General features: G+C 73.6%; 13 protein-coding genes. 8 read left to right on the top strand and 5 right to left on the bottom strand.

Annotated features, from left to right (window positions below):
- Positions 1-43: 43 nt before the first annotated feature.
- The 3 genes from CXR44_RS34065 to CXR44_RS34055 form a co-directional block, all read right to left on the bottom strand.
- The gene (locus CXR44_RS34065; RefSeq protein WP_101790266.1) at positions 44-1,456 is read right to left on the bottom strand and encodes a carbohydrate-binding protein; all 1,413 of its coding nucleotides are present in this window, start codon (positions 1,454-1,456) and stop codon (positions 44-46) included.
- Positions 1,457-1,717: 261 nt separating this feature from the next.
- Complete coding sequence (locus CXR44_RS34060) at positions 1,718-3,547, bottom strand: M14 family metallopeptidase (protein ID WP_101790265.1); 1,830 nt, start codon at positions 3,545-3,547, stop codon at positions 1,718-1,720.
- Positions 3,548-3,649: 102 nt separating this feature from the next.
- Positions 3,650-4,735, bottom strand: a complete 1,086-nt coding sequence (locus CXR44_RS34055; protein WP_101790264.1) for a cellulase family glycosylhydrolase — start codon at positions 4,733-4,735, stop codon at positions 3,650-3,652.
- Between the two features lie 188 nt (positions 4,736-4,923).
- Between CXR44_RS34055 and leuE the strand changes: the two genes are divergently transcribed.
- Together leuE and CXR44_RS34045 are read left to right on the top strand one after the other, a co-directional pair.
- Entirely contained in the window at positions 4,924-5,595 is a 672-nt protein-coding gene (gene leuE, locus CXR44_RS34050; RefSeq protein ID WP_101790263.1) for a leucine efflux protein LeuE, read from the top strand.
- A 220-nt stretch (positions 5,596-5,815) separates the two neighbouring features.
- Positions 5,816-6,445 (top strand): VC0807 family protein, encoded by a 630-nt coding sequence (locus CXR44_RS34045; RefSeq protein WP_101790262.1) that lies wholly within the window; start codon positions 5,816-5,818, stop codon positions 6,443-6,445.
- Here the strand turns inward: CXR44_RS34045 and CXR44_RS34040 are convergent.
- Together CXR44_RS34040 and CXR44_RS34035 are read right to left on the bottom strand one after the other, a co-directional pair.
- The gene (locus tag CXR44_RS34040) at positions 6,353-7,378 is read right to left on the bottom strand and encodes a hypothetical protein (RefSeq protein ID WP_101790261.1); all 1,026 of its coding nucleotides are present in this window, start codon (positions 7,376-7,378) and stop codon (positions 6,353-6,355) included. The genes CXR44_RS34045 and CXR44_RS34040 overlap by 93 nt on opposite strands.
- An 84-nt stretch (positions 7,379-7,462) precedes the next feature.
- Positions 7,463-8,602, bottom strand: a complete 1,140-nt coding sequence (locus CXR44_RS34035) for a sensor histidine kinase (RefSeq protein ID WP_101790260.1) — start codon at positions 8,600-8,602, stop codon at positions 7,463-7,465.
- Between the two features lie 497 nt (positions 8,603-9,099).
- Here CXR44_RS34035 and CXR44_RS34030 point away from each other — a divergent pair, with 497 nt between their 5' ends.
- The 6 genes from CXR44_RS34030 to CXR44_RS34005 all read left to right on the top strand — a co-directional run bounded on the left by CXR44_RS34030 (position 9,100) and on the right by CXR44_RS34005 (position 16,614).
- Positions 9,100-9,717 carry a DedA family protein gene (locus tag CXR44_RS34030; protein WP_101790259.1) on the top strand — a complete coding sequence of 206 codons (618 nt, stop codon included), beginning with the start codon at positions 9,100-9,102 and terminating at the stop codon, positions 9,715-9,717.
- Positions 9,718-9,753: 36 nt separating this feature from the next.
- Complete coding sequence (locus tag CXR44_RS34025) at positions 9,754-10,557, top strand: DMT family transporter (RefSeq protein ID WP_245899757.1); 804 nt, start codon at positions 9,754-9,756, stop codon at positions 10,555-10,557.
- Between the two features lie 171 nt (positions 10,558-10,728).
- Entirely contained in the window at positions 10,729-11,943 is a 1,215-nt protein-coding gene (locus tag CXR44_RS34020) for a glycosyltransferase (RefSeq protein WP_101790257.1), read from the top strand.
- Positions 11,940-12,656 (top strand): DUF998 domain-containing protein, encoded by a 717-nt coding sequence (locus CXR44_RS34015; protein ID WP_101790256.1) that lies wholly within the window; start codon positions 11,940-11,942, stop codon positions 12,654-12,656. The genes CXR44_RS34020 and CXR44_RS34015 overlap by 4 nt, the downstream gene beginning before the upstream one ends.
- Before the next feature lie 45 nt (positions 12,657-12,701).
- Positions 12,702-13,553 (top strand): isocitrate lyase/PEP mutase family protein, encoded by an 852-nt coding sequence (locus CXR44_RS34010; RefSeq protein WP_245899755.1) that lies wholly within the window; start codon positions 12,702-12,704, stop codon positions 13,551-13,553.
- Positions 13,554-13,560: 7 nt separating this feature from the next.
- Positions 13,561-16,614: an AfsR/SARP family transcriptional regulator gene (locus tag CXR44_RS34005; protein WP_101790255.1), complete on the top strand. Its 3,054-nt coding sequence runs from the start codon at positions 13,561-13,563 to the stop codon at positions 16,612-16,614.
- Position 16,615 lies beyond the last annotated feature (1 nt).

Here is a 16,615-nt window from a genome sequence, read left to right as displayed (position 1 = left end):
GGGCCGCCGGTGCGGGCGGCGGCCCGCCACGCCGGGAGGGGGGTCAGAAGCCCGCGGTGATGCGGGTGAACTCCCAGTCGGTCTGGGAGATGCCGCTGCAGTGGGAGACGACCCCGCCGCCGGGGCACGGCCGGTCGCGGTTGACCGACCAGTACGCCAGCCTCGTCAGACCCTTGCTCCTGGCCCAGTCGCGGATCTGGGTCCAGGTGGCCGGAGTGGTGAGCTCCTGCTGGTCGGACAGGCCGTTCATGCCGGAGATGCCCATCTTCGCGTAGGCCTGGGCGTCGCTCCAGCCGAAGGCGTTCTTCAGCGCGGTCTTGAGGCCCTCGGCGGCGTTGACGGTGTCCTGGTAGATGTTGGAGCTGCCGAAGTCGAACGGCATGATCGTGTAGTTGTCGATGGGGACGCCGAGCGCCTTCGACTGGTTGATCAGGCGGATGCCGTGCGCGTTGGGGCCGGTCCTGGTGGTGCCGAAGGTGACGACGACCTTGACGCCGGGGTTGTTCTGCTTGACGATCTTGAGGCCGTTGAGGATGCGGTCCTGGACGGTGTAGTTCTCGAACTCGTCGGTGTTCTCGATGTCGAAGTCGACGACGGCGGGGCCGACGGCGTTGATGACCTGCTGCACGGCGCCGGCGAAGGCCTGCGGGGTGGAGCAGTTGGGGCCCAGCTTGTTGCCCTGCCAGCCGCCGAAGGAGATCTGCACGTTGCCGCCGGCGGCCTTGACGGCCGAGATGGCCTGGGCGTCCGCGCCGCCGGTCAGCGGGCGCTGGCCGTCCCAGGCGGGGGTGCAGCCACCGCTCGACAGGATGAAGGCCATGGTGAACGACTTGACGCCGGTGGCGTTCATGACCGTGGCGGGCGCGGGCGGGTTGCCCCAGCCCATGTAGAGGTAGGGGGCTCCGGGCATCCGGTCGCCGCCGCCGGTGCAGCCGCCGGTGGTGCCGGTCACGGACGCGCTGGCCGGCGACTCACCGGCCGCGTTGTAGGCCCGCACCGTGTAGGTGTGGGTGGTGCAGGAGCCCAGCGAGCCGATCGTCGCGGAGGTGCCGCCGGTCGTGGCCCTGACCGTCGCGCCCTCGTAGACGCGGTAGCCGGTGACGGTGCCGGTCGAGGCGCCCCACGACAGGCTGATCGAGCTGTTGGTCGTCCCGGTGACGGCCGGGGCGCCGGGGGCCGGGGGCGCCCCCGGGTCGCCGCCGCCGTCGACGGGCTTCCACAGGGCGGGCACGTTGGGCGGCTCCCAGCCGGTCAGGGAGGTGTGCGATTGGATGCACTCGTAGTCCTGACCGTTGTAGGTGACGCGGGTGCCGGCGGTGTAGGCGGTGTTGGGCTGCCACTGCGGCGCGGCGGCCGTCACGGCGCCGTGCGCGGCGGCGGGCGCGGTCGCGGCCAGCGTGGTGGCGAGCATGGCGAGTGCGGCCAGTAACGCGAGGAGCAGGCGACGGAGTGTCATGGCATTCCCTGAGGTCTGGGGGGTCGGGCTGGGCTCAAGGGGTGTGCCGTACGGCCCGCGCCGGGGGGTGAGAGCGCGGAGCCGTACGGCACGGTCATCGCCGCGGCTATTTATAGGAAAGTTTCCTAAGAGTTGTCGCGATCGTAGCCTTGACAGCCGGTCCTTACAAGACCCAAGGAAACGGGAATGTCACCCGCCGTCGGCGCCCGAGGGGGCCGGTGGGCCGCCCCGCAGGGCGCGGGGCGGCCCTGGTGCCGGCTGTCAGGGTGTGCGGGTGATGCGGACGTCGTCGATTCCGGCCTCCACCAGGGAGGCGCCGGACGCGTCGGCCGCGTCGACGACGATGCGGACCGTCTGACCCGCGTGGGCGGAGATGTCGGCCGTGGTGAGGGCCCAGGCGCCGTTGCGGTTGGTGGCCGCGCCGGCCTGCTGGAGCACGGTCGTCGTGGTGCCGCCGACGACCCGCACCCTCAGGTAGTCGGCGCTGGAGGCGTTGGAGCCGTGCGCGAGGTAGGCGGACAGGGAAAGGGACAGGGTGCCGCCGGTGGGCAGCGCGATCGGCGGCGACTGGATCGAGGTGACGCCGCCGTCGATGTCGTGATCACCGGCCGAGGCGCCGGCGAGGCGGCCGGTCACCAGGTCGTTGCTGCCGCTGACCGTGGTGCCGAGCTGCTTGGCCCCCGACGAGCTGGTGGCCTCGGGGTCGCCGCGCTCCCACCGCCCGGTGGTGGCGGTGTCGGCGCCGCCCGGGTTGACGGCCCAGCCGGTGTCGGACTCGAAGGTGTCGGAGTAGACGGTCTGGGGCGGGTTGCCGGTGCCGCAGTACTGGGCCTCCTTGCCGATGATCCGGTAGACGCAGTCGGCGTACTCCAGGAAGCGGAGCACCGCCTCCCGGTTGCGGGTGGTCTGCGGGACGATCTGCTCGTCCGGCGGGTAGAAGCCGGGGCTCGCGCCCGTCGGGTACATCTCGAAGGTGAAGCTGAAGATCTTGTGCGCGCCCCACAGCCAGTCGTCGATGGTGCCGTCGGTGATGTAGAGGTCGCTGGCCTGCTCGGGGGTGTAGTTGTTGGTGCCGGCCATGTTCTGGCCCAGGGTGGCGTGCGCGTCGCGGTCGTCCTGGGTCAGGCCGGGCGCGGTGTCGTTGTAGGTGTAGCCGTACGGCCACAGGATGAGCTCGCTGTAGGTGTGCCAGTCGATGTGCGCCTTGAGCTGCTGCACGCCGCCGACGACGCGGCCGCGCACCCAGTCGGCCACGGCCTTGACCTCGGGCGCCGACTCCGCGGACGTGCCGCGGTAGGTGTCGCTGGAGGGTGAGCCCGACGAGCCGCCGCAGCAGCCCCACTGGTAGGCCCAGTTGCGGTTCATGTCGGTGCCGACGGCCGAGGAGCCGCTGTTCGGCTGGCGGTTCTTGCGCCACGAACGGTAGGAGCCGGTCGCGATGTCGTACTCGCCGCCGTCCGGGTTCAGATCCGGCATGATCCAGATCTCCCTGGTGTTCACCAGGTTGGTGATCCGGCTGTCGGTGCCGTAGTTGTCGGCGAGCAGGTGCATGATGTACAGCGCCATCTCGACCGTGAGGTGCTCGCGGGCGTGCTGGTGGGCGGTGAAGAGCACCTCCGGCTCGGCCTCGTCGGTGCCGACGTTGTCGCTGATCTTCACGCCGACGAGCTGCCTGCCCTCGTACGAGGTGCCGTAGACGAATTTGCTGGCGATGTTCGGCCGGGCGGCTACGAGCGCGTTGATGTTCGCGTTCATCTCCGCGTAGTTGTGGTAGCCGGAGTCCGATGGCGGGAAGTCATTGATCCTGGCACCGGACGGGTATAACGGGCGCGGCACCTCCGTGACCCGGTAGCCGAGCTTCGCGATCGCGGCGACCTCGGCTTCCGTGGCCGTGACGAGGACCGAGTCCTTCGCCACCTCGTCGATCGCCGCGCCGGTCGCGGCCACGGCGCTGCGCTGCTTGGCGTCGGCCGGCCCCTGCACGCGATACTGCCTGTTCGGCGGCGGCTCGGCGGCGGCTCCGGCACCGGTCGCGCCGGTCAGGCAGACCAGTCCCAGGACGGCCAGCAGGATGACTAATCGGCGTTTCACCTGGTCCTCCTCAGGCGCGCGAGTCGGGGGTTTGACACGCGCCTGAACCGAGAGTGAAGACGAAGCGTGCCGCGGTGAAGGCCCAAATCCGCGGGCCCGCGCTCAGAAGTCGTCGGCGGTGCGGATGCGCTCGCGGACCCAGGCGCCGGCCGGCTTGAGCCGGGAGGTGCCGGCGAACGGCCCGCCGGGGCAGGTGCCGGGGGTGAAGACGGCGCCGGAGCGGTGGTCGTCGGAGTAGTTCCAGTTGACCCAGCTGATCTTCTTCTGCGCCATGAGATCGAGGTACTGCTGCGACCGGGTGAAGTTGTCGGCCCCGTCGCCGGAGGCGCTCTGGGTGCCGAACTCCGTCACGAAGACGGGGATGCGGTCGGCGGCCCGGCGCAGGGTGTCGAGATAGAGGCCGTCGTGCGTGGCCGCGTAGAAGTGGAAGGTGTACATGATGTTGGTCGCGTTGACCGGGTTGTCGACGACCTCCCTCTCGCTCGCGCCCTCGGACACGCCCAGCGACGACCAGGCGCGGGTGCCCACGAGGATCGGGGCGTCCGGGTCGTGCCGCCTGATGGTCGGGATGATCTGGTGGGCGTAGCTCCTGATCCTCGACCAGGAGACGCCGTTGGGCTCGTTGGCGATCTCGTACAGGACGTTGTTCTTGCCGTTGTGCCGCCGGGCTATCTCGGTGAAGAACGTCTTGGCCCGCGACAGGTTGTGGTGCGGGTCGCCCGGGGTGAGCATGTGCCAGTCGACGATCGCGTACATGCCTCGGGCGGTGGCCTGCTCGATCAGGTTGTGGACCCGGTCGGTGAACAGCCGCGGGTTCGTCTCGTACCCGTCTTCCTGGATGTACATGGAGATGCGCAGGACGTCGGCTCTCCAGTCGCCGGCCAGGGCGTCCAGCGAGGCGGCGTTGAGGCACTGGTGGTACCACTGCAGGCCGTGCGTGCTCATGCCGCGGAGCTGGATCTGCTTGCCGTTCTGGTTGCACAGGCGCAGGCCGCAGACGCGGAGCCGGCCGTTGGCCTGGACCGGCGTCACGGCCTGCCGGACGGGCTGCTCGGCGGGCTGCTGGACGGGCTGCTCGGCGGGCTGCTCGGCGGGTCGGGGGGTGGTCGCCTGGGCGGTGGGCGCGTGCAGGGAGGCGGCGGCGAGCGCTGCCACGGCCGCGGTCGCGAGTCGGGCGAATCGGGGCATGGGGGGCTCCTACTCGTTTATTAGGAAACTTAACTAACGAGCAAGGGTGAGCGTAGGCCGATGCCTGTCAACGGACAAGACCCAATCTGACTGGAGCGGTCAGATCGCCGGTTTGCCGTGGTGCCCCCGCCGCGCGATAACGTGATATGTCGTCATCCGTGTGGGCATCTGTGTGGGGAGGTCAGGGCGTGTTCTTCGGGATCACCGACATCTGGACGTACGTCGCCGGGGCCTTCTTCATCATCCTGCTGCCCGGCCCCAACTCCCTCTACGTCCTCAGCCTGGCCGCCCAGCAGGGTGTCCGGCAGGGCTACCGGGCGGCGGCGGGCGTGTTCGCGGGCGACACGGTGCTGATGGCCCTGGCCGCGGCGGGCGCCGCCTCACTGCTGCGCTCCAACCCGGCGCTGTTCACGGTCGTGAAGTACGCGGGGGCCGGCTACCTGGCGTGGATCGGGTTCCAGATGATCCGGGGCGCCTGGCGGGCCTGGCGCGGCGCGTCCGGCTCCGCCCCTGCGGCCGACGGGACCGGGAGCGGCGTCGTGGCGGCCCGCGCGTCCCGGCCGTTCCGCAAGGCGCTGACGATCAGCCTGCTGAACCCGAAGGCGATCCTGTTCTTCGTCTCGTTCTTCATCCAGTTCGTCGACCCCGGGTACGCCACCCCGGCGCTGTCGTTCCTCGTCCTCGGCGCGATCGTCCAGGTGTTCAGCGTCCTCTACCTGACGGCGCTGATCTTCGGCGGGACGTTCCTGGCCAGGCAGTTCAGGGCACGCCGCCGGCTGCGCGCCGGCCTCACCTCGGGAGTGGGCGCGCTGTTCGTCGGGTTCGGCGCCAAGCTCGCCACCGCCTCCCTGGGCGGGTGATCCGGACACCACCCGGATGGGTGGTCTTGGGGCTGGAACGTGTCAGAAGACGCAGTGGCATCCCGGACCCTCGGGTACGGTAGGCCACCGGCGCGCCGCCCTCGGGTGCGCCGGGGTAAGCACGCAATCACCCCGTATCGGCCGACCGGCAGGCCTGACCACCCGAAACGCGGGTAGTCGCCGGACGTCGACGGCCGACCGGCCCACCCGCGGAGCAGCCTTGAACCATCCTGCGATCACCCTGCCACGTCTCACGTCCCTCGCCCGCCAGGCCGTCCCCCGGCTGCTGGAGGGGGTGGTGGCGCCGCTCGCGGTGTTCTACGCGGCGCTCGCGGTGCTCGGGCTGACCGGGGCGCTCATCGCGGCCGTCTCCTGGGTGTACCTCGGGGTGGCCTGGCGGCTCGTCAGGGGCATCCGGGTGCCGGCCACCATGTTCCTCGCGGCGATCGCGGTGACGGTCCGGGCGCTGGTGGGGTTCTGGACGGGGAGCTGGGTGGTGTACTTCATCCAGCCGGAGCTCGGCACGATCTGCATCAGCATGGCGTTCCTCGCCTCGGTGCGGCTGAACCGGCCGCTCGTGCAGAAGCTGACGCTCGACTACATCCATCTGCCGTCGGCGGTGCTCAAGCACGAGCGGATGCGCCGGTTCTTCGCCCGGATCACGCTGCTGTGGGCCTTTGTGCTGCTGGCGAACTCGACGGTGAGCATCTGGCTCGCGCTGCACCAGTCGCTCGGCACGTTCATGCTGCTGCGGACGTCAGCGGTGGCCGTGATCAGCGGGTGCGCGATCGCCTTCTCGATCTTCGCCTTCAAGCGCGTGCTCGGCCGCCTGCACGTGGCGTCCGCCTGACCCACCGGCCGCCCGGCGCGACCGTTCGGCGAGCAGGAACGCCCCGCACATCCCCATTACCAGGCCCGTCAGCGTCTCGAACAGCTGCACCACGCCCACCAGGCCAGGCGAGTTCCCGCCGAGCGGCCCGCCGGTGACGGTGACGATCATCGCGTACAGGCCCCAGCCGAACATCGCGCCGCTGCCCAGCCACGCCACGACCAGCGGCTTCCAGAACGGGGCGCGTCCCGCGCCGGCGACCATGGCGAGCAGGGCAGCGCCCGCGCCGATGGCGAGCAGGCCCTTGAACCCGTCCAGAAGCGCCGACGACGGCGAGTAGTCGTCGGCCACGCCGGGCAGCCCGGCGCTGACGCCGAACGCCCAGGCGAGCCGGATCCCGCCGATCAGCAGGGTGAACAGCAGCGCCCCCCTCGCCACCACGGCCTGGAACGGGAGCGTGGAGGTGAGGGGCCGGTCGGCCACGGGGGCGGTGAGCACGTGCGGCCAGCGGTCCCGGGCGTAGAGGGCGAAGGAGATCATCAGGCCGACGCCCTGCACCACGAACCCGCTGTACACCACCATGATCACCCACGGCTGGATCGGTCCGGCGTCCGGCAGGACGTCGGCGCCCTCGACGAGCACGCCCAGCGGCGCCGTGACCACGATGACGGACAGCAGACCCGTGCCGACCCACAGGGGCAGCAGCACGAGCCAGGCGGGCAGGCGCATCCCCCACCGCATGGTGAAGGCCAGCGCCATGACCAGCCCCACGGCGTCCATGCCGAACGTCATCGCGTTGAGCGCGACCACGGTCGGGTCGTCCACGAACGCCGGGTCGAGCCCCAGCGGGTTGCCGGCCATCCAAAGGATCTTGAGGGTGAGGTAGGGAAGCATGGCGGCTATCGTCACGATCGCGGCGGTGACGCGGCCGATGGACGGTTTCGTGCGGGTCATGCCTTCAGGCTCGCCTGCCGGGCGCCGCGCTCCCTCCCGCCCGGAGGGGAACCGCCTCCCCCGTCCAGGGGAGGGGACGGCCCGTCAGGGGAGTTCGGCGGCCAGTTCGTAGCCGTCGCCGCTGGGGCCGGCGGTGAGCGTGCCGCCCGCCAGCCGTACGCGCTCGTCCAGGCCGGCGAGGCCGAGGCCGCCCGGCACGGCCGTGGGGCGGGAGCGGGGCGCGCCGTTGCGCACGACGACCCGGTGCGGCGACACCAGGACGGTGACCGGCGCGCCGGGCGCGTGCTTGGCCGCGTTCGTCAGGGCCTCCTGCACCACGGCGCCCGCGAGGGCGGGCGCGGGCCCGGAGGGGTCGTGCCGGAGCGTGACCGGCAGGCCGGAGGCGCGGGCCCGCTCCACGATGGCGGCCACGTCCTCCCCCGCCGGAGCCAGGGGCGGCCCGGCGTCCGCGTCGGCGTCGTCGCGGAGCAGGCCGATGATCTGGCGCAGCCGCTCGGTCGCCTCGGCCGCCGCCACCCGCAGCTCTCCCGCCGCCTCGACCTGCGCCGGCCCGAGGCCCGGCGCCATCTCCAGCCCGGCCGCGCGCACGGCGATGAGGGCCAGGTCATGGCCGAGGGAGTCGTGCATCTCGCGCGCGATCCTGGCCCGCTCGCGCAGCCTCGCCCGCGCCGCCGCCGAGAGCCTGGCCTGCTCGCGCTGCTGCACGAGCCGGCGTCGCAGCAGCCCCACCAGGTACGGCAGCACGTACGCGCCCAGCAGCCCGGTGGTCATGGTGATCCACAGCCCGAGGCCGCCGCCCTCCGCCACCACCAGGCCCACGCCGACCAGGGCGAGCGGCACGAGCGCCGCCGGGGCCGGCCAGGTGCCCGCCGTGCGCCGGCCGGCCAGGTAGGCGTACCAGATGACGGACAACGTCACCGGCTGGATCGGCAGGATCTTCACGTAAGGGAGCGGCTCCGGCCACACCAGCGTGGACGTGGCGAGCCCCGCGTCGAACCGCCACGGCCCGAACGGCAGCAGCACCAGCACCGCGGCGAGCGGCCACGGCCTGCCGACCAGCACGGCCACCCCGGCGAGCGCGATCAGCGGGCCGGTCCGCACGGCGAACTCCGCCGCGTCGGTGAGCGGGTCGGGCCCCATGGCGGCGATCAACGCCGACAGCAGGAGCCACAGCAGGAGGTCACGGGCCCACTGGGCGCGGGTCCGGCGGCGCAGGTGCTTCACGGGGCGACGCTACCGGGCGGCGGGGCGGGCGCGACCCCGCCGGGGGTAAGCCCGCACCCCTGACGAAAGTGGGGGCCGGGCGAGCCGGTGCACGTGGGGGCGATGCGTCGGTGGGCCGGTGGGCGGTGGGCCGGTGGCCGGTGGGCGGTGGGCGGTGGGCGCGGGTGGTGGGCGGCGGGTGGTGGGGCGAGGGCCCGCGGTGGGGTGGGGCTGGCTCCACCCCAAAGGCGGATACGTGCACTCCTGCCCCGCGGGCCGCGGGCCGGTTGGATCGGTGGTGTGGTCATCGACGGCCATGGTTCCGGCCCCGACCAAAGTCGGGGGTGGTGCGTACCAATCGTCCGATGTGCCGTGACCTGCGGAGTTCCTACCGTCCTGAGGTACGGGCCCTGATCTCTCTCGGGGCATGGCCCGCGTTCGACCCGGGGGATTCCCCGATGTCCAACGCCACCTCACGCCGTCAGGCTTCGAGGTGCCTCAACGATCGGAGTACACGTATGTCGCACGCCATCCTCGACCTGGTGCACCAGGTGATGTCGTCACCGTGGTTGTACGTGGCGATCTTCGCGCTGGCGGTGCTCGACGGGTTCTTCCCGATCGTGCCCGCCGAGACGTCGGTGATCACCGCCGGGGTCTTCGCGGCGTCCGGCGACACGAACCTGGCCCTGGTGATCCTGGTCGCCGCCGTCGGCGCCTTCGCCGGGGACCACACCTCGTACCTGATCGGCAACAGGTCGGGAGCCCGGCTGCGCGAGCGCAGGGCGTTCGTGTGGGCACGGGAGGCGCTGGCCGAGCGCGGCGGGCTGGTGCTCGTGGTGGCCCGCTACATCCCCGGCGGCCGGACCGCCACCACGCTGACCATGGGCGCGGTGCGCTACCCGCTGCGCTCGTTCACGTTCTTCGACGCGATCGCCGCCTCCTCGTGGGCGGTGTACTCCGGGCTGATCGGCTTCTTCGGCGGGATGGCGTTCGAGAACGACCCCGTCAAGGGGCTGCTGCTCGGCCTCGGCATCGCGGTGTCCGTCACCGGGATCGTCGAGCTCGTGCGCTGGGTCAGGAAGCGGCGCGCCACCCAGGCTTCCGCTGAGCGACCCCCGGTGGACATGTCCGTTTGACCCTGCCCGGTGACCATCCCTGTGAGAGGAGACGGCATGACAGTGCTGGCCGCGGCTGTGGCGCTCGTCGGCTCGTTGTTCTTCGCGCTCGGCGCCGCCCTGCAGCAGTTCGAGGCGGTGGGCGCGGCCCGGCCGGGCCTGCTCGCGCTGCTGCGCCGGCCGCGCTGGCTGCTCGGCGGCGGGTCCATCCTGGTGGGCGGCGGCCTGCACATCGTCGCCCTCGGGCTCGGACCGCTGACGGTCGTGCAGCCGATGGGCGTGGCCAGTCTCCTGTTCGCGCTGCCGATCGCGGCCACGCTGCACGGCCGCCGGCCGTCCCGCCGCGAGCTGGCCGCCGCCGCCGTGGTGGCGAGCGGGCTGGTCGGGCTGGTGCTGCTGGTGCCCGAGTCCGACGGGCCGACCCGGCTGGAGCCCGCCGGCGTGCTGACGCTGCTGGGCGTCTCCGGCGCGGCGGCGGTGCTGCTGTGGGCCGGCTCGCGGGCGGCGTCTCCCGCGGGCCGCGCGGCGCTGCTCGCGACCAGCTCCGGCGTGCTCTACGGGGCCACCGCCACACTCGTCCGGGTGCTGGTGGACGGCGCCTGGAACTGGTGGTACCTGCTGGCGCTGCCGGTGCCCGCCCTGCTCGCGCTGATGATGCTGCAACGGGCGTACGCCGTCGGCCATTTCGGCGTGTCGTTCGCCTCGCTGCAGATCGCCGACCCGCTCACGGCGGTGGCGTTCGGCGCGTTGCTACTCGGCGAGCCGCTCCCCACCGGCGTGGTGCCGGTGGTGGCGGCGGCGCTGACGGCGGCGGGAACCGTCGCCCTGGCCCGGACCACTCCGCTGGAGGCCCGCCACTGACCTGATCGCCGCCCCCCCGGCCCCTCCCCCCGGCCCGGTCCCGCAGACCCTGCCCTGTCAGTCCTGTCCCGTTGTGCCGGTCCTGTCCTGTCGTGCCGGTCCCGTCCTGTCCTGTCGTCGCTCCGGCCCTCCCCGCGCCGGTCCGCGTCCACCTGCGAAACGGAGTCTCCCATGGCCGTACCGCTGCCCCGCACCGCCGCCGACCACGCCGCCCTCGCCCCCGTCCCGGTGCGGCCCCGCCGCATCCTGATCTCCACCGACACCTACCCGCCGGACGTGAACGGCGCCGCGTACTTCACCCACCGCCTGGCCACCGGCCTGGCCGAGCGCGGCAACGACGTGCACGTCGTCTGCCAGTCGGACACCGGGCCGGCCACCGCCGACGTGGTGGACGGCGTGGTCGTGCACCGGCTGCGCTCCGCCCCGGTCCTGGTCCACCCGACCATGCGGGTGACCGTGCCGGCCCGGCTGGACCGGCTGGTGGCCGCCGTCGACCCGGACGTGCTGCACACCCAGGGCCATTTCGTCGTCGGCCGGGCCGCGATCGCCGCCGCCCGCCGCCGCGGGGTGCCCGTGGTCGCCACCAACCACTTCATGCCCGACAACCTCTTCCAGTTCGGTCACATCCCCCAGCGGCTGCGGGCCAGGGCCGGCCGGCTCGCCTGGCGCGACTTCGCGCGGATCTTCGACCGCGCCGACCGGATCACGACGCCGACGCCGCTGGCCGCCGGCCTGCTGCGCGAGCAGGGGTTCGGCCGTGACGTCGAACCGGTGTCCTGCGGCATCGACCTGGCGAGATTCCGCCCGCACGCCGAGCCGAAGCAGTGGGCGCGCAAGATGTTCGGCCTGCCCGACCGGCCCACCGTCCTGTTCGTCGGCCGCCTGGACGAGGAGAAGCGCCTGACGGAGCTCATCCGCGCCCTGCCGTACGTGCTCAACGTCACCGACGCGCAGGTCGCGCTCGTCGGCCGGGGCAACCAGCGGCCCGAGCTGGAGAGGCTGGCCAGGCGCATCGGCGTGGCCGAGCGGGTGTCGTTCCTGGGATTCGTGCCCGACGAGGAGATGCCGCAGACGTTCGCCGCGGCCGACGTGTTCGCCATGCCGGGCGTGGCCGAGTTGCAGAGCATCGCCACGCTGGAGGCGATGGCCAGCGGCCTGCCCGTGGTGGCGGCCGACGCGATGGCGCTGCCGCACCTGGTGGACGGCAACGGCTACCTGTTCGAGCCCGGCGACGTGATGGCTCTGGCCAGGCACCTGACCGCCATCCTGACCGACGAGCCGCTGCGCGCCCGGCTCGGGCGGACCAGCCGCGAGCTGGCGATGACGCACGACCACCAGCACTCTCTCGCCCGTTTCGAGCAGATCTATGACGAGGTGACGCGATGACGGTTCACGACCCGGCCCCGGGAAGCGTCCGCGGTGATGTCGCGGGCCCGGTCGGCGGCGCCCTGCTGGCGGCCGGCGCGTTCGGCTACGCCCAGGTGACGCTGCCGGAGCAGCCGCTGCTCAGCGACTACGCGCTCGTGCCCGGCGGCATGCTGCCGGTGCTGGCCGGCCTGCTGGCGCTCGCGGGGGCCTGCCTGTGGCTGGCGTACGGGCTGACGGTCCGCGAGCCCGCCCGCACCGCGGCCACCCGGGTGCTGCTGGTGGCCGCCGCGGCAGGCCTGCTCCTGTGCGCGGTCTTCCCCACCGACCCCGGCGTCTCGCAGCTCAGCACGGTGGCCGGGGAGATCCACCGGTGGGCCGCCGCCGTCGTGTTCACCGCGCTGCCCCTCGCGGGGTGGACGCTGGCCCGGCGGGACACGTCCCCGTCGTGGGCCAACGCGCTCCGGGCCCTGAGCGTGACGTCGGCGCTGGCGCTGGCCGGCTTCCTGCTCGCGCACCCGGCGTCGTTCACCTCGGCGGCGATCGACGGCGCCGCCTTCTACGGGCTGTTCCAGCGCGGCGTGGTGCTGGCCGAGATCGCCCTGGTCACCGTCATGGCGCTGACGGCCGCCGCCGGGCGCCGGCCCGCGGCCGCGCTGCGGTCCCCGGGCTCCGCCGGTCCCGCGGCCGAACGCGCCGGGGCCGCTCCGGAATCGGGACGGCTCGCCGCCTGAGATGCTTCGTCACCCGTCGAAACGATCCGCGCCTAGCGTGGGGACATGGCCGACTCCATGACCCCGGACACCACGACCCCGGACACCTCGACCCCGGGCTCCATGACCCCGGACTCCATGACCCCGGACACCATGACCGCGGGCGCCGTGACCTTCCGCGACCTGCACCGTCCCGGCGACCCGTTCGTGCTGCCCAACGCCTGGGACTACGGCTCGGCCGCGCTGCTGGCCGCCCACGGGTTCGCCGCGATCGGCACCACCAGCCTCGGCGTGGCCGCCGTGCACGGCAGGCCCGACGCCGCAGGCGCCACCCGGGCCGAGACGATCGAGCTGGCCGCGACCATCCGCGACCTCGGCGTCCTGGTCACCGTCGACATCGAGGGCGGCTTCAGCGACGACCCCGCCGAGGTCGCGGACCTCGTCGCGGCCCTGGCCGCGCTCGGCGTCGTGGGCGTCAACCTGGAGGACGGCCGCCCCGACGGCACGCTGCGGCCGATCGCGCTCCAGCAGCGCATCATCGAGGCCGCGCTCGGCCACGGCGTGTTCGTCAACGCCCGGACCGACACCTGCTGGCTGCGTACCGGCGACACGCTGGAACGGGTGCGGGCCTACGGGCACGCCGACGGCGTGTTCGTCCCCGGTCTGGCCGGCCTGCGCGAGATCGAGACGGTGGCGGCGAGCACCCCGCTGCCGCTCAACGTGCTCCACCAGCCGGACGGCCCGGCCCTGGACCGGCTCGCCGCGGCGGGCGTGGCCAGGGTCAGCACCGGGTCGCTGCCGTACCGGGCCGCGCTGCGCGGCGCGCTGGCGGCCGTGCTGGCCGTACGGGGCGAAGAGGCTCCGGTGCCGTTGCCCACCTACGGACAGATCGCCGCGATGCTGCCGCACCCCGGATAATCGGGGTATGCGCTTCGAGATCCTCGGCCCCACCCGAGTCGTGGGCGAGGACGGGGAGCAGATCCCCCTCGGCGGCCCCCGGATGCGGAGCCTCCTCACACTGCTGGCCCTCGACGTGGGCCGCGTCGTCCGCTCCGGCGTGCTGGTCGACGGCCTGTACGGCGAGCAGCCGCCCGACGGCGTCGCCAACGCCCTGCAGGCCCAGGTGTCGCGGCTGCGCCGGGTGCTGGGCCGCGACCGGATCGAGTTCCATCCGGCCGGCTACCTGCTGGCCGCCGACCCCGGCGACGTGGACGCCCGCCGGTTCGAACGGCTGGCCGGCGAGGGCGGGCACGCGCTGCGCGCGGGCGACGCCCGCCTGGCCGCCTCCCTGCTGCGCGAGGCCCTGTCGCTGTGGCGCGGCGCGGCGCTGTCCGACGCCCCGCTCGCGGCGGCCGCGGCGGCGGGACTGGAGGAGAGGCGGCTGGTGGCCGTCGAGGACCGGGTGCAGGCCGACCTGGAGCTGGGCCGCCATCGCGAGCTGGTGGCGGAGCTGCGGCAGCTCACCGCCGCCCACCCGCTCCGCGAGCGGCCGCGGGCCCAGCTGATGCGCGCCCTGTACGGCAGCGGCCGGCAGGCGGAGGCGCTCGGCGCGTACGAGGAGGCGCGGCGCGTCCTCGACGAGGAGCTGGGCCTGGCGCCCGGCGCCGAGCTGTCGGCTGCCCATCTGGCCGTGCTGCGCGGCGACCCGGCCCTGGGCACGGCGACCACCGGCGTGCAGTCGCCCGAGACGGCGGGCACGCCGTCACGGGCGACTGCGGGCACGCCGTCACACCAGACAGCGAGCACGCCGTCACACGAGACTGCCGGCGCGGCGTCACACCAGACAGCGGGCACGCCGTCACGCGAGACGGCGGGGGTGCCGGGCGCGCGCAAGGCCGGGGTGCGGGCGCAGCTCACCAGCTTCGTCGGCCGTGGTGCGGAGCTGGAACAGGTCGCCGCCCTGTTGCGGCAGGCCCGGCTCGTCACGCTCATCGGCGCCGGTGGCGCGGGCAAGACCCGGCTGGCCCTGGAGGCGGCCGGGCGCGAGGCCGGCGACGTCTGCTTCGTGCAGCTCGCGGGCGGCACGGCCGACCGTGGCGTGCCGGACGCCGTGCTGGCGGCGCTCGGCATCCGCGAGGGCCGGCTCGCCGGCCCCGACCGTGCAGCGCCCGACCCGGTCTCCCGGCTGGTCACCGCGCTCGCCGAACGCGACCTGCTGCTGGTGCTCGACAACTGCGAGCACGTCGTCGGGCCCGCCGCCGAGCTGGCCGACCTGCTGCTGGCCGCCTGCCCGGGGCTGCGGGTGCTGGCGACCAGCCGCGAGGCGCTGGGCATCACCGGCGAGCGGCTGCTGCCGGTGAGCCCCCTGCTGCCCCTGCCGCCGCCCAGCGCGCCGAACCCGCTCGACTACCCGGCCGTCCGGCTGTTCGCCGACCGGGCGACGGCGGTCCGGCCGGACTTCGCGGTCGGCAAGGGCAACGCCGCCCACGTGGCGGCCGTCTGCCGCGCCCTCGACGGGCTGCCGCTGGCCATCGAACTGGCCGCCGCCCGGTTGCGCACGCTGACGGTGGCCGAGGTGGCGGCGCGGCTCGACGACAGGTTCCGGCTGCTGGCCAAGGGCAGCCGCACGGCGCTGCCCCGGCACCAGACGCTGCGCGCGGTCGTGGCCTGGAGCTGGGACCTGCTCGACGAGGACGAGCAGGTGATGGCCAGGCGGCTGACCGTGTTCGCCGACGGCGCCACACCCGGCGCGGCGGAGCGGGTGTGCGGGCTGCCGGAGGAGGTGCTGTTCTCGCTGGCGGACAAGTCGCTGGTGGAGGTGTCCGGGGGTCGCTACCGGATGCTGGAGACGATCAAGGCGTTCTGCGCCGAGCGGCTGGCCGAGGCGGGCGAGGAGGACGCGCTGCGCGAGGCGCACGCCGCCTTCTACCTCGACCTCGCGACGACCGCCGACCCGTGGCTGCGCCGGGCGGAACAACTGGAGTGGCTGGCTCTCCTCGACGGGGAGAACGACGACCTCGACGCGGCCGTGCGGTGGGCGGCCGAGGCCGGCCGGACCGAGCTGGGCCTGCGGCTGGTCGCCCACGCGGCCTGCTACTGGTGGATGCGCGGCCACCGGCTGACGCGCGCGGCCCTGGCGCGCCGGCTGCTGGCCGGGATGCCCGGCGGCGCGCCGGCCGGTCTGGAGCAGGAGTACGCGATGTGCGTGCTCGTCGCGGCATGGGGCGGCGAGCCGGGCCCGGAGCTGCGGGCCCGGCTGGAGGGGTTGCAGCGGATGGACCCGCTCTGGTACTTGCCGGCGCGGCTGGAGTTCCTCACGATGCTGCTGCCGACGTTCGTGGGACCGCCGGGTGACGCCGACCAGGTCATGGCCCTGCACGCCCAGGTGGCCGGCAGGCTGCCCGCCTGGACGGAGGCGCTCACCCACACCGGCGTCGCGTTCGTGCTGCAGGAGCAGGGCCGGCTCGAGGAGGCGAGAGCCGGGTTCGAGCGGACGCTGGCCGCGTTCACGGCGCTGGGCGAGCGCTGGGGCACGACGCTCGCGCTGTCGGGGCTGGGCACGCTGGCCCTCGACCGGCACGACTACGCGGAGGCGTACGAGCTGGCCGGGCGGTCGCTGGAGGTGGCCGAGGAGCTGGGGTCGGCGCCCGACATGGCCGAGAGCCTCTGCTGCCGGGGTGACGCCCAGGCGGCCCTGGACGACCTGGAGGGGGCGGAGGCCGACTACCTCCGCGCCGCCGACCTGTCGCGCCGGGTCGGCCACGGCGAGGCGATGTCACGGGCGCACGCCGGGCTGGGCGAGATGGCGATGCGGCGCGGCGACGTGCGAACGGCCCGCCGGTGGCTGGAGCAGGCGCTGGCGGAGTGCCCGGAGGACTGGTACAGCGCGACCGACATCCGTGGCCGCATCCTCGCCGGCCTCGGCGAACTGGAGGCGGCGGTGCCGTCACCGGAGGGCGATCCGGCGGACAGGCCGCCGGACCAGCCGACGGGCGGCTCGGGAAGCGGGGCGCCGGGCGGCGCCGTCAGCGGGCGGTAGG

Source organism: Nonomuraea indica (assembly GCF_002850745.1).
GTDB lineage: Bacteria > Actinomycetota > Actinomycetes > Streptosporangiales > Streptosporangiaceae > Nonomuraea > Nonomuraea indica.
This window is presented reverse-complemented; position numbering and strand designations above follow the sequence as displayed.

Bases quoted from the DNA above. Each gene is read 5' to 3' on its own strand.
- CXR44_RS34020 (WP_101790257.1), top strand. From the start codon at position 10,729: ATGGCCGTACCGCTGCCCCGCACCGCCGCCGACCACGCCGCCCTCGCC.
- CXR44_RS34005 (WP_101790255.1), top strand. From the start codon at position 13,561: ATGCGCTTCGAGATCCTCGGCCCCACCCGAGTCGTGGGCGAGGACGGG.
- CXR44_RS34025 (WP_245899757.1), top strand. From the start codon at position 9,754: ATGACAGTGCTGGCCGCGGCTGTGGCGCTCGTCGGCTCGTTGTTCTTC.
- CXR44_RS34015 (WP_101790256.1), top strand. From the start codon at position 11,940: ATGACGGTTCACGACCCGGCCCCGGGAAGCGTCCGCGGTGATGTCGCG.
- CXR44_RS34030 (WP_101790259.1), top strand. From the start codon at position 9,100: ATGTCGCACGCCATCCTCGACCTGGTGCACCAGGTGATGTCGTCACCG.
- CXR44_RS34040 (WP_101790261.1), bottom strand. From the start codon at position 7,378: ATGACCCGCACGAAACCGTCCATCGGCCGCGTCACCGCCGCGATCGTG.
- CXR44_RS34055 (WP_101790264.1), bottom strand. From the start codon at position 4,735: ATGCCCCGATTCGCCCGACTCGCGACCGCGGCCGTGGCAGCGCTCGCC.
- CXR44_RS34065 (WP_101790266.1), bottom strand. From the start codon at position 1,456: ATGACACTCCGTCGCCTGCTCCTCGCGTTACTGGCCGCACTCGCCATG.
- CXR44_RS34010 (WP_245899755.1), top strand. From the start codon at position 12,702: ATGGCCGACTCCATGACCCCGGACACCACGACCCCGGACACCTCGACC.